The organism is Arthrobacter sp. NtRootA1 (assembly GCF_019976975.1).
GTDB classification, from domain to species: domain Bacteria; phylum Actinomycetota; class Actinomycetes; order Actinomycetales; family Micrococcaceae; genus Arthrobacter; species Arthrobacter aromaticivorans.
The window spans coordinates 3,734,039-3,748,742 of record NZ_AP024630.1 but is presented as its reverse complement, the minus strand read 5'-3'; the positions used below and the strand labels follow the sequence as shown (position 1 = coordinate 3,748,742).

The following is a 14,704-nucleotide window of genomic DNA, read 5'->3' as shown; positions in this document are numbered from 1 at the left end:
GACGCCGCCGGTAGAATTGCAACGTGCCTGTATACCTCGACCACGCCGCCACCACCCCCATGTCGGCCCAAGCCCTTGCCGTCATGACGCGCGAGCTGGCGCGGACCGGCAACCCGTCCTCCCTCCATGGAGCCGGGCGGCGGGCACGGCGCGCGGTGGAAGATGCGCGCGAAACGTTGGCGGCCGCCGCCGGGGCCCACCCTTCCGAGGTAATTTTCACCTCGGGTGGGACTGAGGCCGACAACCTGGCCGTCAAGGGCCTTTTCTGGGCCCGCCATGACGAAAACCCCCGCCGGACCCGTATCCTGTGCTCCGCCGTCGAACATCATGCGGTCATGGACACAGTGGAGTGGCTTGAGCGTCATGAGGGAGCCGAGGCCGTGTGGTTGCCGGTCGATGCCCAGGGTGCGGTGCGACTTGATGCCGTGCAGCGCGAACTGGAACGTGACCCCGACTCCGTTGCGCTTGTCACGGTGATGTGGGCCAATAACGAAGTGGGCACCATTCAGCCCGTTGCAGAGATAGTGGAGCTGGCTGGCCGATACGGGATTCCGGTGCACTCGGATGCGGTCCAGGCCTTCGGTTCCGTTCCGGTCGATTTCCGGGCTTCCGGGCTCGCTGCAATGTCAGTCTCGGGGCATAAACTCGGCGGGCCCGTCGGCGTTGGCGCGTTGTTCCTCGGACGCGCGATCAAGTTGACTCCGGTTCAACATGGCGGCGGGCAGGAGCGCGATGTGCGCTCGGGAACGCTGGACACTCCGGCTATTGCTGCCTTTGCGGCAGCTGCGGAGGCCGTTACAGGTAGCCTGGCCGCTGAGGGCGAGCGCATCAGCGGGCTGCGCGACCGTCTCATTGCCGGGGTTCGGCAGGCTGTTCCTGACGCTGTGCTCCGTGGGGCACCTGGGGAAGGCCGACTGCCCGGCAACGCCCACTTCACTTTTCCTGGGTGCGAGGGAGATTCGCTCCTGTTTCTTCTGGACCTCGCAAGCGTTGAGTCATCTACCGGTTCGGCCTGCACCGCGGGGGTGCCCCGTCCCTCCCACGTCCTCCTGGCCATGGGGCTGGATGAAGACACTGCCCGTGGTGCTCAACGTTTCACGCTGGGGCACAGCTCAACAGAAGCCGATGTTGAGGCACTGCTTAAGGCGCTGCCGGAGGCCTGTTCGCGGGCTCGGCAAGCAGGCATGGCCGGTCATGAATCCAGCATCCAGACAGCGGCAACGGTGGCGCGGCGAGGGCCAACGGAGTTTTAGCGCCGGGTTTCACGCGTGGGGCAACAGTTCCTCAAGGGGAACGTCGGCATCTGTCAGACGGGTTATGTCTACGGGCACCCGGCCGGAAATCAGCGCCTTGATGGGCTTCTGCACGCGGCGCATATTCACGCTCATTCCGGCCACCACTTCGCCCTGCTCCTTCTGGCCATCGCGCATCCAGAACGCGATGAAACTGCCGTCATCGAGCGAGCCGCGAATCACGGGCTCCACCCCGGAGGTCAGCGAAGGGAAACCCGAGTACTCCATGCTGAGCGTGAACTGATCCGTATAGAAATACGGCACAACATCCAGGGCGGCATTTTGGTCCAGCATCGTCTTTGCGGCCACTTTGCCGCCATTGAGTGCATTCGCCCAATGCTCACTGCGATGGTGCTCGCCGGTGAAGGGATGCAGGGCGTTGGCAACGTCACCTGCTGCCAGGATGTCCGGGGCGCTGCTGCGAAGAGCGGAATCCACCAGGACTCCGTTGTCCAGGCTTAGCCCTGCTGTTTCTGCCAACGATGTGTCGGGCACCACCCCCACTGCAATGATGACGATATCCGCGGGTAGGACTTCTCCCGCGTTGGTTCGGACTCCGGAGACATGGCCATCATTCCCCTCGATGGCAGAAGCGCTCGCAGGTAGCCTGAAGCTGACGCCGTTCTCTTCGTGGAATGCCCGGAAGTAGTTGCCCAGTTCAGGGCCGATGGCGGCACTAAGTGGAATCTCTTCCAAGCCGAGCAGGACCACATCATTGCCGTAACTGCGGCCAGCCGCGGCCAGCTCCATGCCGATCCACCCGGAACCCACCATGACCACATGCTTGCCTCCGTCCCTGAGCAGGGACTGCAGGCGCAGGCTGTCCTCAAAGGTCCTGAAAGTCATCACGCCCTCCAGGTCAATGCCGGGAAGCGGGATGCGCCGGGGTTGCGCCCCGGTGGCTATCAGCAGTTTGGCGTAGTCAAGGGTCCGGCCGTCCTGAAGGGTTACGGTTCGGTTCCCGGCATCGATGCCCATTGCAGGGTTGCCCAACAGCAGTTCGACGTCGTTTTCTTCGTACCAGCCGGCTGGCACCACCGGAACGCTATCTTCGTCGGCCTTGCCCAGAAGGAACTCCTTGGACAGGGGCGGCCGAAGGTAAGGGATCCGCTCCTCGGATGCCAGGAGGGTAACGGGTCCAGCAAAGCCTTCTGAGCGAAGGGTTTTTGCTGCGGTTGCACCGGCCAGGCCGCCGCCGGCGATGAGCATTCGTTCATGCGTCATTTCAGCCCACCTTTTGTCTTTGCCTTTCTAAAACAACTTACTTTGACTTTAGATTTCGTCCTATGGCCAGTCAAGGGATTTAGCGCGCACATTGGTGCGGGAGCTAGAATAGTTGGGCGTGCCGGCTCGCCTCAGCCGGATTCAATAGCCAAAACCCCTAAACCACGGAAAGCCAGCATGCGAGTACTTGCAGCAATGAGCGGCGGAGTCGACTCCGCCGTGGCCGCCGCCCGCGCCGTCGAGGCCGGACACGACGTCGTCGGAGTCCACCTTGCGTTGTCGCGCATGCCCGGCACCCTTCGCACCGGAAGCCGGGGCTGCTGCACCATCGAAGACTCCCGCGATGCATGGCGCGCCTGTGATGTCCTAGGGATTCCCTACTATGTTTGGGACTTCTCCGAACGCTTCAAGGAAGATGTCGTCCAGGACTTCATCGACGAATATGCTGCAGGACGCACCCCGAATCCGTGCATGCGTTGCAACGAGCGCATCAAGTTTGCTGCCTTGCTGGAAAAGGCCATTGCCCTGGGGTTTGACGCTGTATGCACCGGGCACTACGCCAAAGTCATCGAAGACGCCGACGGCAACCGTGAACTGCATCGGGCGGCGGACTGGGCCAAGGACCAAAGCTATGTCCTGGGCGTACTGACCCATGAGCAGCTTAAGCACTCCATGTTCCCGCTTGCGGACACTCCTTCCAAGGCCGAGGTAAGGGCTGAGGCCGAAAGGCGGGGTTTGTCGGTGGCAAACAAGCCGGATAGCCACGATATTTGCTTCATCTCCGATGGAGATACGCGTGGTTGGCTGGCCGAGAAAATCGAAATGACAACTGGCGACATCGTGGACGAAACCGGCACGAAGGTAGGCGAGCACCCTGGTGCCAACGCCTTCACCGTCGGCCAGCGCCGGGGACTGAAGCTGGGCACGCCGGCTTCCGATGGTAAGCCCCGGTTTGTCCTGGAAATCCGTCCGAAGGAAAACAAGGTGGTTGTGGGGCCGGAAGCGCTCCTTGCCATCGATGAAATCCGCGGCATCAAGGTGTCATGGGCTGGCCTGCCCATCTCCGAGGTTGATACGGGTGCAGAATTCGAGTGCCACGCCCAGGTGCGGGCACATGGTGATCCCGTTCCGGCCCGTGCACACATTGAGCCGGTTGCCGATGAAGAGGGTGTTGAGCGGGCCGAACTCGTGGTCACCCTGACCGAACCGCTACGGGGAGTGGCGCCTGGCCAGACCGTCGTGCTGTATCAGGGCACCCGGGTACTGGGACAGGCAACCATCGACGCCGCACGTTCCCTGCAGAGGGCAGTTCTTTAGCTGTCACCGGATTATTGCCTCCGGGTTTGAGGGCCCCCATACTGGCCTAAGCAGCGCAACCGCTGCGGTGTGTTGGGGTCCGCATTCGAAGATGGCGATGGCTGTGGCATTTCCAAAGAAGAGCCCGGGAGACATCAAAGCAGGGCAGATGGTCTCCGTGACGGTCCTTGCAGAGGGGCCGATAGGCAGCGGCGGGGCTCCACCGCTGACAGCCCAGGTACGGATACCCGTAGAGCGGCTCCGGCGTGGCCCCACTGGACACCGCTACGCGATCCACATCCGGAAGTGGCGCGGCACCAATGTGTCTCCAGTAACCCTGACTCGCCAAGGCGACCCCTGGCAACTGGTTTCAGAAGCTCCGCCCACGGACCTCCGCGAACTCCTGGACGATACCCGTTTCCTCGCCCAGCACGTCTACGGCGTGGCCATGAGCACCCTGGAGATCTTCGAATCCACGCTCGGCCGGCGAATGCCCTGGAATCCGGAGGGGCGGGTGGTCCTGAAGGCAAGGGATCGTGTCACAGCCATCGATACCGGATATGAGCGCGGTACCAACACCATACGCTTCGGCTCCGTGGACCGCATGGGCTACAAAGTACCCACTGCGCTGTTCAGGGACATTGTTGCCCACGAAGTCACCCACGCGATCCTGGACGGCTTCCGGCCTGCGTGGGCGGACCAGCTGGCCACCATGGAGCAACTTGCCATGCACGAGGCACTGGCAGACCTGGTGGCCATACTGTCGGTGTTTTCATCCCGTGAGGTGGTCTTCCGGCAACTTGAAGCTGCCGGGGAAGGGTTTGAGGCAGGGCAGGTGGTGGACGACGCGATCCTGATAAGGTCCCTCTTTGACTTTGCGAGGGACCTTTTCGCCCGTGGTCCGTTGAGGGAACCATTTGTTGGCGCCGTTCCTGAGGGTTGGCAAACCATGCTGGACCCGCATGCCCGCGGGGCGGTGGTGGTCGGGGCAGTACTCCGGGCCGTCCAGCGGTTGTGGTCGGAAAGAAATGCCCGTTTTGGGGACAACCAAAGCCTGCAGCAGAAAGCGGAATCCGGTTCCATTGTGGCCATGAGGGTCCTGCGCATGGTGATCAGGGGCCTTTCCTACATGCCACCTGTGGACGTTACTTGGCGGGATCTCCTACGTGGCATCATTGCCGCAGACCTGGACATGGTCCCGGAAGACACCTACGGCTATCGGGACGCCCTCCAAACGGAATTCTCTGCCATAGGGATCCGCCGGGTGTCGCTGAACAACATCAGCGGGGTGGATAACTACCAGGGGCTTCGCTATCCAATCCGACTGTCGGCCTTGGGGTCAGACCCCCAGGAAGTCCAACGCTTCGTGTGGGAAAACCCGAGGCTCCTGGACGCGGCCCGGCTGGAGCGGCGCACTCCACTGAGCTCCACGCGGGTGCGCACGTCCGAACGCGTGTCACCGGACGGCTTCATCATCTCCGAAATCGGGGCATCATTCATTCAAACGGTGCGGATGAGCCGCAAGGAGGCCTATGTCCGCCTTGGCTTGAAGACGCGGCGGGATTTCGTGGATGTCCGTGGAGGAGGAATCCTCAGATTCGACGCCGGTGGCCGCCTGGTCTATGCCGCGCTCAAACCAGTAATGGACCGGGAGCGGCAGGGGATGCTGTTTGGTTCCGATCAACAGCACGACGTCGAGGAAGCCGCATCTTCCGGTGCCAGGCACAAGTTCCACGGCACAGGGGAATAGGTACGGGGGAATAGGCCCGGCGGCATAGGCGCGGGCGATAGCTGATGCCCCGGGGGTGACGCCAACGGAAGGTTAGCTGCCCCAGGCAGCCTTGCGTGCCGCCGTCGTGCCTTCCAATTGGGCGATTTGATCAAAACCGCCGCCTTTGAGCGCTTTGCTCACCAGCTTCAGGACTTCCGCACGCACTGCTGTGCCGTTGCCCTGCAGGGCCTTGACGAAATGATAGGTGAAGGCTCCGTTGTAGCGGCCCTCGATCAGGGCGTCCGCAGCAGTCTGGTCAGATCGGCAGGCTGCCATCAGCACAGGCTTGGACAGTGTGGCTGATTTCACCAAATCGCGAAGGGTGCGGGCGTCGCTGAACTCGTTCGCGATCGCGGCCCGGGGTGTTGGGGCAGGCAGGAAACGCGGGCGTCTGCCCGGCAAGAGGTCCAGGGACTTCAGTCCAGTGCCGCTGTGGCAGGTGTCCAGGACGACGTCCATGAGGACACCCTCCGGCAGACGCCCGAAGAGCGTGGCCAACTCGTCGTCACTGATCACTGTCTCCGGGTCCCAGGAGTCGCCGGCGTTGTTGATGTCATAGCAGGCAAAGGCCTCGTCCAGCCGATCCACCTCATCGCCGCTGGTATCGGGTATCTGCGTGCCATGGCTGGAGAAGGTGAAGACAATATGGTTGGACGCTCCCTCCACCGCGCTGTCGACCAACTTGTTGAGTTCGGCCATTACGGACTTTTTGGTGGCCTTGGCATCCCTTAGGACCTTGATGCTGGAGGAAGCGAAACCGTACTGCGCCCCAAGGAGGGCGGCCAGGTCTTCAGCGTCATTAACGCAACCGTGAAGCCAGCTCGATTCGGGTAAATACTTGAACTTGTTGATCCCCACACAGAGGGCTGCCTTGCTCATGTTCCCGTCCTTAGGACTGGTCCTTGCACCCATTACCTCGGCGGCCCCCTGAACCGCCGCCTGGATGCTGTCCACGGCCGTGTTCTGCCTGTCCGTGATCCAGCGCTTATCAACTCGGAATAAAGATATTCCGGCGCTCCTTCAGGGGCAATGCCTTAGCGTCCACTGGAAAACCTACTGGTTGGTAAATATTGTGTCTCGAATCACAAAATCAAGGGCCCCGGGGCGCGGAAGTCTGATTGAATCGTGGAATCAAGAGTGCGCTCCGTCACAAATATCCCACGGCGGTTCGCCTAATCCATCGAACAGAAGGTTCACAGATGGCACTGAAGAAGAAGGCCCTGCATGGCGTTATCGCGCTGGCGGGCGTTTCCGCCCTCGCTTTGACTGCATGCACGGGCCCCTCCGGCGGCGGTTCATCGTCCGCCCCGGCTGCCGGCGGCCCGATCGCCTACGGCACCACAGACAAAGTCACCGCATTGGACCCGGCAGGATCCTACGACAATGGTTCATTCATGGTGATGAACCAGATTTACTCGTTCCTGCTGAACTCCAAGCCAGGCGGTGCAGAACCGGTCCCGGACCTTGCGGAGTCGTCGTCGTTCACGGCACCTACCGAATACACCGTCAAGCTCAAGTCCGGCCTGAAATGGGCCAATGGACACACGCTGGATTCAAAGGATGTCAAGTTCTCCTTTGACCGCCAGGTCGCCATCAACGACCCCTCCGGCCCGGCGTCGTTGCTGGCCAACATTGTGAGCGTGACCACCCCGGATGCCAACACGGTGGTGTTCAAGTCGAAGCTGGCCAACGACCAGACCGTCCCGTTTATCCTCAGCAGCCCAGCTGCGCCGATTGTGGACGATGAAGTCTTCCCCGCGGACAAGGTCCTTCCTGACGACGAAATCATCAAGGCCAAAGCGTTCTACGGGCAGTACACGATCGATAGCTACAAGAAGAATGAACTGGTCAGCCTGAAGGCATTCCCCGACTACAAGGGTGTCCTTGGCAAGCCGGCCAATGACGCCGCCACGATCAAGTACTACGCCAGCCCTACGAACCTGAAGCTGGATATCCAGCAGGGCAACCTCGATGTGGCGTTCCGCAGCCTGAGTGCCACCGATGTTGACGACCTCAAGAAGGATTCCAAGGTCAAGGTTCTGGTCGGTCCAGGTGGCGAGATCCGCTACATCACGTTCAACTTCGACACCATGCCTTTCGGCACCAAGGCGCCGGGCGCAGATCCGGCAAAGGCCCTGGCGGTCCGGCAAGCAATAGCCAACCTTGTCGATCGCCAGGCGATTGCGGACCAGGTCTACAAGGGCACCTACCTGCCGCTGTACTCCAACGTTCCGAGCGGATTCCTGGGCGCCAACGAGTCGTTCAAGGATGCCTACGGCGACGCAGGAAAGCCAAGCCTCGACAAGGCCAAGAAGGTGCTGGCAGACGCCGGAATCACTGAAAAAGTGGCCCTGAACCTGCAGTACAACCCGGACCACTACGGTGGGTCGTCGGGTGACGAATACGCCATGGTCAAGGAGCAGATGGAGAAGTCCGGGCTGTTCACGGTGAACCTGCAGTCCACCGAATGGGTCACGTATACCAAGGCTAGCCGCGCCGATGAGTACCCGCTGTTCCAATTCGGTTGGTTCCCGGACTTCAGTGACGCTGACAACTACTTGACGCCGTTCTTCCCCAAGGGCGGCTTCCTGAACAACCACTACAACAACGATGCTGTGAACGAGCTCATCAACAAGGAGCTTACAGAGGCAGACAAGTCGGCCCGTGAAACCGCCATCAAGGACGTCCAAAACGCCCTTGCGAAGGACATTTCCACACTGCCGCTGCTTCAGGGCGCACAGGTGGCGGTGGTCGGAAGTGGTGTCAACGGTGTCGACAAGACACTGGACGCTTCATTCAAGTTCCGCCTCGGGACTGTTTCCAAGTAACCACACCATGTGATGGAAAGGGGCGGGACACTGATCCGGTGTCCCGCCTCCTTTGCTGACCACGATCGTGGCCGGCATGCATGAGCCAATCCCGCGCAATCCACGGGCAGGAAATACAGGTAACAATGACAACACTTATAGAGGTACCCGAGGCCGAGCCCGGAATAGTAGCTCCCAAGAGCAAGTCCAAGGCCGGGGGAGGCCTTGGAAAATACATCGTGATCAGGTTCTTCCTGATCATCCCCACCGTCTTCATTCTGGTGACGCTGGTCTTCTTCTTGATGCGGGTCATTGGAGATCCCATCACAGCTGCCCAAGGCGGACGCCTCCCACCGGATGTACTGGCCCAGCGAATCCACGATGCCGGCTATGACCGCCCGGTTCTGATCCAGTACTTTGAATACCTCGGCCAACTCATCACCGGCAACTTTGGCTCGACGATCACTGATCGTCGACCAGTCGTGGAGGTACTCACTACCTTTGGTGCCGCAACGCTGGAGCTGTCGATCAACGCATTGATCGTGGCGCTCGCAGTCGGTATCCCGTTCGGACTCATCGCCGCCCAACACCGCGACAAGAGCTCCGACGCCGTCCTGCGGTTCTTCGCAATCCTCTGTTATGCCACCCCCGTGTTCTTCTCCGGCCTGCTTCTCAAACTGACATTTTCGGTGTGGCTCGGATGGTTCCCCGTAGCAGGACGCGCCTCCACCCGCACGGAACTGACCATGAGCACCTTGGGAGCGCCATCAGGCATCTACTGGCTGGATGCGCTCCGCAGCGGCAACTTCGCTGCTCTTGGAGATGTTGCATCCCACGCTGTCCTGCCGGCCGTGGCCCTTGGTTTGCTGACCGCAGGGGTCTTCCTGCGGCTGGTACGGACAAACGTCATTGGCACACTGGGAAAGGACTACATTGAGGCCGGCCGTTCCCGGGGCGTTAGTGAGTTCCGGCTGGTGACCAAACACGCCTACAAGCCTGCACTGATCCCCATCATCACTGTCATGGGCCTGCAAATTGCGCTCATGCTCGGCGGTGCCATCCTGACCGAGACAACCTTCGAGTGGAAGGGCCTGGGGTACCAGTTGGTGCAGTACCTGAATGCCCGTGACTTTGTGGCTGTCCAAGGCATTGTCGTGCTGCTGGCCATCATCGTCGCCGTGACCAACTTCATCGTGGACATCATTGCCGCGCTCATCGATCCCCGAGTGAGGTACTGACCATGAGCACTCCTTCACTGACTGCTCCCAAGCAGCCCCTCTTCTTCCGGCTTCCGGTGGTGTCCCACCTCAGGAAAAGCGTTGGCCTCCAGCGGGGCATGCTGGTGGTGGGCGTCGTTCTCAGCGGGTTGTTCCTGCTGACAAGCATTTTCGCCCCGCTGCTGGCCCCCTACGGCTACTCCCAACTCAGCGATGCGTCCGGTTCCTTCCCCACCCAGCAGGCACCGGGGGCCAAACACCTCCTTGGCACCACGGTGGGCGGCTATGACGTCCTGTCCCGCGTCCTGTGGGGATCCCAGACGGCCGTGACCGTCATCATCGTGTCCGTGGCGATGTCACTTTTCCTCGGCGTCGCCCTGGGCTTGCTCAGCGGTTACTTCGGCGGCTGGCTGGACAGGATCCTTGTAGTAGTAGCGGACGCCATCTATGCGTTCCCCACCCTGCTTTTGGCAATAGTCATCTCGATCGTGATCAGCCGTGGCCAGTCCAGTTTCTGGGGCGGTATTTTCTCCTGTGCGTTCTCGATCACCGTGGTGTTCGTGCCCCAATATTTCCGGGTCATCCGCGCCGAAACCATCCGGCTCAAGGCTGAGCCATTCGTCGAGTCGGCCAAGGTACTGGGTGCGTCCAGCCTGCGTATCATCGGACGGCACATCTTCAAAAACGCAACGCGGACCCTGCCCCTGATGTTCACGCTCAATGCCTCCGAAGCGATCCTTACGCTTGCAGGCCTTGGCTTCCTGGGCTTTGGCATCGAGCCAACATCCGCTGCGGAGTGGGGCTTTGACCTGAACAAGGCGCTCGCCGATACCTCTTCGGGTATCTGGTGGACGGGTGTCTTCCCTGGCATCGCAATCGTGCTGACAGTCCTGGGCCTGACGCTGGTTGGCGAAAGCATCAACGACCTCAACGATCCGCGGATCCGTGGCCGCAAGCGCGCAGGCGCCACGAAAACCCCTGCAACCCCTACAGCTTCAGAGGCAGGTAAGCCATGACCACCAACCTCGGAAACATTTCCGACGCCGCGGCTCCCAGCGAACCCGTCCTCACCATTGACCGGCTCAAAGTCACCTTCGCCACGGACGGCGGGGACGTCTATGCTGTGAAGGATGTCAGCCTGGACGTCAAAGCCGGGGAAGTAGTGGCGATCGTGGGGGAGTCCGGCTCCGGCAAGACCGTGACGGCCAAGACCATCCTTGGGCTGCTTCCGGAAACCGCCATCAGTTCCGGCGCCGTGGTGATCAATGGAAGCAACGTGATCAGTGTCAGCAAATCCGCACTGCGAAGGATCCGCGGCCGCGACGTAGCGATGGTCTTCCAGGAACCCTCCACCGCTTTGAACCCTGTGTTCACGGTGGGCTGGCAAATTGCCGAAGGGATCCGTGCGCACGCCAAGGACGGCCACCGCGTTTCTGCAAAGCAAGCCAAGGAACGGGCCACGGAAGCCCTGCGAAAGGTGGGTATTCCGGACCCCGAAACCCGGGTCAACTACTACCCACACCAGTTTTCCGGTGGGCAAAAGCAGCGCGTGGTGATTGCCGCGGCATTGGCACTGAACCCGGGCCTGATTGTGGCCGATGAACCAACGACAGCCCTGGACGTGACGGTACAGGCGGAAATCCTGCAATTACTCCGTGACTTGCGGGATAACTACGGCACATCCATCGTCTTGATTACCCACAACATGGGCGTAGTGGCCGACCTCGCCGACCGCGTGGTGGTCATGTACCAAGGCGATGTGGTGGAGGAAGCGCCCTCGAGGGTGTTGTTCGCGGAGCCGAAGCAGGACTACACGAAAAAGCTCCTCGCAGCGGTCCCGCACCTGGGCCGGAACTCCGCCTCCGAAGGCGCCCGTGGCCGGTTGCATCAGGACGGCAAGGTCCTAGTCGAGGCGAAGAACCTCACCGTTGAGTACCCGGGCCGGTTTGGACGCCATGGCTTCAAAGCCGTGGACAACGTCACCTTTACGGTCTCGGAGAACGAGGTTTTTGGCTTGGTGGGCGAGTCCGGTTCCGGAAAGTCCACCATTGGCCGGGCAATCGCAGGCCTGAACAGGACAACGGGCGGCAGTCTCAAAGTCCTTGGCTACGAGATGCTGGACTTCAAGGAGCGCACTTTCCGTCCGCTGCGGAAGGAGATCGGCTTTGTTTTCCAGGACCCTGCCGCCTCCTTTAACCCGCATCTCACCATCGGCGAGTGCGTGGCTGAGCCGCTGATTATCCACACGAAGCCCAGCGCGGCTGAGGCGCGGAAAAAGGTAGGCGAGCTGCTCGAGTCGGTCCAGTTGCCGGCGTCGTACGCGCAACGCTACCCGCACGAGCTGTCCGGTGGACAGCGGCAGCGCGCCTCTCTTGCGAGGTCGTTGGCGCTCAACCCACGCCTGCTGATTGCCGACGAACCAACCTCCGCGCTGGACGTCTCAGTGCAGGCCAAGGTTCTGGACTTGTTCAAGGACATCCAGGAGCAGTTCGGCTTCGCGGCCCTTTTCATCAGCCACGACCTCGCGGTGGTGGACATGTTGTCGCACTGGGTTGGCGTGCTGTACAAGGGACAGTTGGTGGAGCAGGGCATCGGCAACCATGTGATGAGCTCGCCCCAGCACGACTACACCAAGCGGCTGATCGCCTCCTTGCCGGTTCCGGACCCAGACGAACAGGCACGACGCCGGGAAGCCCACCGCGCGCTGTTGGGCGGCTAGTCCCAAAGGCCCGCACTGAGAAAGCCCGGCACTGAGTTAGCCCGGCGCTGAGAAAGTCCGGATAATGCACCGAAGGCCCGTTTCCCACGCTGGGGAGCGGGCCTTTAGTGTCTCCATTGCGGAGGGTGGTTCCTGAGCTATTCCGAGACGATAGCGATGTTGAACATCTTTCCCTTCGGCTGCTGCATGAAGATCCTTAGCCATAAGGGCAGCCACATTTCCATGCCACGGGCAGCGTCGAGTCCGCCAAGGTCCCTGATGTGCTCGGGCGCCCAACCAAACTCCTGCAGCAGGCCTGACACTGTGGACTTGGCATCCGCGTCGTTTCCCGCCATGAACATGTCATGTGGGCCCGGAAGCCGCCCAGGATCCACCATCACGGGGGCGCTGACTGTATTAAGGGATTTCACTACCCGAAGCTCGGGGTAGGTCCGTTGAATGGTCTCGGCGATGCTGTCGGTGTTGCAGACTGTGAGCGATGGCGGGAAGCCGCTGGATCCATCCAGGGCATTAGCTACGTCCAAGATGATTTTGCCGTTCAGGGTGGCCTCGCCGGCTTCAGCGAGGACGGCCAGGCTCACAGTACCGGGTGTGGCATTCACGATCAGCTCGGACTCTGCGCACGCTTGCGCGAAAGAGCCGGCACGGGCGCGTGGACCAGCTTGTCGGGCCCACTCTTCGCCCTTGGGATTGCCGGATTCGCGGGAACCCATGATGACCTCGTGGCCCAACGACACCAGCTTGCCAGCCAGGGCGTGCCCCACCATTCCTGTTCCCAGGACAGCGATTTTCATGGAAGCTCCCCTGGTCGAGTGCAGTGATGCTGCCATTCTGCACCGATTCCCGCGGCAGGAACACTGCTTACGGGATGCCGTCAGGTAACACCGGCAACGCTACCGCCGCACCCCATAGACTGGGGAACATGACCGAGCAGAACAATGCCCTCCCCGAAGACCACGATTCCTTCAACCCGTCAGCGAGTTCCCTCGCGGGCCAGGTGGATCGCGGCGTCATGGATGAGCTGCTCTCCATCCGGTCCAGCATCGACAACATCGATGCCACACTCGTTTTCCTGCTCGCGGAACGCTTCAAGGCCACCCAGAAAGTAGGGGTCCTCAAGGCCACGCACAAGCTTCCCGCTGGCGACCCCGGACGGGAAGCAGCCCAGATCGCCCGGCTTCGCCGCCTGGCCGAGGACGCGCATCTTGACCCCGCATTTGCCGAGAAGTTCCTGAATTTCATCATCAGTGAAGTGATCCGCCATCATGAGGCCATCGCAGAGGATCACCAGATCTCCAGCCAGCAGGCCTGAAAGTATGTCGGGTGAAGTGCAACGGGTCAGCGCGACGGCTCTGGGCCCATGGCCAGGGACTGACCCTGCAGAATCCCTGCGGATCGTCCGGGGCGAATTGGGGGACCCCCACCTTCCGTTCCTGCCCGAACTGCCGGACCGTGGTGTCGGATCCGATGCCGTAGGCAGGACAGCATCGCTGCTGGTGGACTTGGCCGTGGACGTTCAACCCCACGGTTGGAGATTGGTGGACCGGCCGGGAAAGGACGCCCAGCGGGCACGGTCTGCGCTTGCGACTGACATCAACATCCTGGCTGATGTCGCTGGAACGGAAGAAGTTTCAGCCAGCGGGATCAAGGTCCAACTGATGGGCCCCCTGAGCCTCGCAGCCGGTTTGTACCTCCACAACGGCGAAAGAGCCCTCCTCGATTTTGGGGCACGCCGTGACATTGCAGAGTCACTGGCAGCCGGAGTCGCAGAACACCTTCAGCGGATCTCGGGAGCGGTGCCCGGAGCGGGCGTTGTGGTCCAGTTGGACGAGCCGGATATTGCTGCAGTGATGGGCGGAACAATCCCGACGGCGAGTGGTTACCGGACTCTGCGGTCCATCCCCGGCGAGGAAGTTGCGGGAGCCTGGCGGTTGGTGATCGAGGCGCTCAGGGCAGCGGGCGCCGTCGAAATTGTGGTGGCCGTACCGGAGATCGAGGCCCCGATTGATCGCATACTCGATGCGGGCGCCGATGGCGTTGCTGTTCCCCTGAAGGCGTTGACTACCCGCCAGTGGGAGCACCTTGCCGGAGCAGTGGAAAAGGGCAAACGCGTGTGGGCCGGTGCGATGCCCACAGCGGATGCTGATGCCATGCTTCCGCGGACCGCGGACATTGTGGAAAGCATTTGGCGGCCTTGGAGCCAACTGGGCCTCCCGGCGTCTGCCTTGCCGGCACTGCGCCTAACGCCGGCGACGGGACTCGCCCACGTGAAGCCCTCCACAGCGAAGGAAGTCCTTGCCCGACTCACCCAAGTGGCCGATGGCCTTGATCAGCTGTCACAGGGTTGATCGGGCTGTCACAGGTTGATTGGCCTGTCG

The 14,704-nt window shown here is 61.4% G+C and carries 12 protein-coding genes; 9 read left to right on the top strand and 3 right to left on the bottom strand.

The window, feature by feature from the left end; all coding sequences use genetic code 11:
• Positions 1–23: 23 nt before the first annotated feature.
• Entirely contained in the window at positions 24–1,253 is a 1,230-nt protein-coding gene (locus tag LDN90_RS16990; protein WP_223946430.1) for a cysteine desulfurase family protein, read from the top strand.
• A 9-nt stretch (positions 1,254–1,262) separates the two neighbouring features.
• Here the strand turns inward: LDN90_RS16990 and LDN90_RS16985 are convergent, their stop codons facing one another.
• On the bottom strand, positions 1,263–2,516 hold the full coding sequence (locus tag LDN90_RS16985; protein ID WP_223946429.1) for an FAD-dependent oxidoreductase: 1,254 nt from the start codon (positions 2,514–2,516) through the stop codon (positions 1,263–1,265).
• A gap of 195 nt (positions 2,517–2,711) precedes the next feature.
• On the opposite strand from LDN90_RS16985, the gene mnmA reads away from it, so the two are divergent.
• Entirely contained in the window at positions 2,712–3,833 is a 1,122-nt protein-coding gene (gene mnmA / locus LDN90_RS16980) for a tRNA 2-thiouridine(34) synthase MnmA (protein WP_254186251.1), read from the top strand.
• A gap of 103 nt (positions 3,834–3,936) precedes the next feature.
• Positions 3,937–5,562, top strand: coding sequence for a hypothetical protein (locus LDN90_RS16975; protein WP_223946428.1), 1,626 nt, complete (start codon positions 3,937–3,939; stop codon positions 5,560–5,562).
• Positions 5,563–5,634: 72 nt separating this feature from the next.
• Here the strand turns inward: LDN90_RS16975 and LDN90_RS16970 are convergent, their stop codons facing one another.
• Positions 5,635–6,462, bottom strand: a complete 828-nt coding sequence (locus tag LDN90_RS16970) for a caspase family protein (protein WP_223946427.1) — start codon at positions 6,460–6,462, stop codon at positions 5,635–5,637.
• A gap of 320 nt (positions 6,463–6,782) precedes the next feature.
• On the opposite strand from LDN90_RS16970, the gene LDN90_RS16965 reads away from it, so the two are divergent.
• The 4 genes from LDN90_RS16965 (at position 6,783) to LDN90_RS16950 (ending at position 12,326) form a co-directional block, all read left to right on the top strand.
• Complete coding sequence (locus LDN90_RS16965) at positions 6,783–8,411, top strand: ABC transporter substrate-binding protein (protein WP_223946426.1); 1,629 nt, start codon at positions 6,783–6,785, stop codon at positions 8,409–8,411.
• Positions 8,412–8,536: 125 nt separating this feature from the next.
• A complete protein-coding gene (locus LDN90_RS16960; RefSeq protein ID WP_223946425.1) occupies positions 8,537–9,628 on the top strand; it encodes an ABC transporter permease in 1,092 nt (363 codons plus the stop codon).
• A 2-nt stretch (positions 9,629–9,630) separates the two neighbouring features.
• Positions 9,631–10,623 (top strand): ABC transporter permease, encoded by a 993-nt coding sequence (locus LDN90_RS16955; protein ID WP_223946424.1) that lies wholly within the window; start codon positions 9,631–9,633, stop codon positions 10,621–10,623.
• Entirely contained in the window at positions 10,620–12,326 is a 1,707-nt protein-coding gene (locus LDN90_RS16950; RefSeq protein ID WP_216924043.1) for an ABC transporter ATP-binding protein, read from the top strand. Before LDN90_RS16955 ends, LDN90_RS16950 begins: the two co-directional genes overlap by 4 nt.
• 137 nt (positions 12,327–12,463) lie before the next feature.
• On the opposite strand, the gene LDN90_RS16945 is transcribed toward LDN90_RS16950, so the two are convergent.
• The gene (locus LDN90_RS16945) at positions 12,464–13,120 is read right to left on the bottom strand and encodes an NAD(P)-binding domain-containing protein (RefSeq protein ID WP_216924042.1); all 657 of its coding nucleotides are present in this window, start codon (positions 13,118–13,120) and stop codon (positions 12,464–12,466) included.
• 128 nt (positions 13,121–13,248) lie between these two features.
• Between LDN90_RS16945 and LDN90_RS16940 the strand changes: the two genes are divergently transcribed.
• Both LDN90_RS16940 and LDN90_RS16935 read left to right on the top strand, forming a co-directional pair.
• Entirely contained in the window at positions 13,249–13,638 is a 390-nt protein-coding gene (locus tag LDN90_RS16940; protein WP_216924041.1) for a chorismate mutase, read from the top strand.
• Between the two features lie 4 nt (positions 13,639–13,642).
• Positions 13,643–14,674: a hypothetical protein gene (locus LDN90_RS16935; protein ID WP_216924040.1), complete on the top strand. Its 1,032-nt coding sequence runs from the start codon at positions 13,643–13,645 to the stop codon at positions 14,672–14,674.
• The last annotated feature ends 30 nt before the right edge of the window (positions 14,675–14,704 follow it).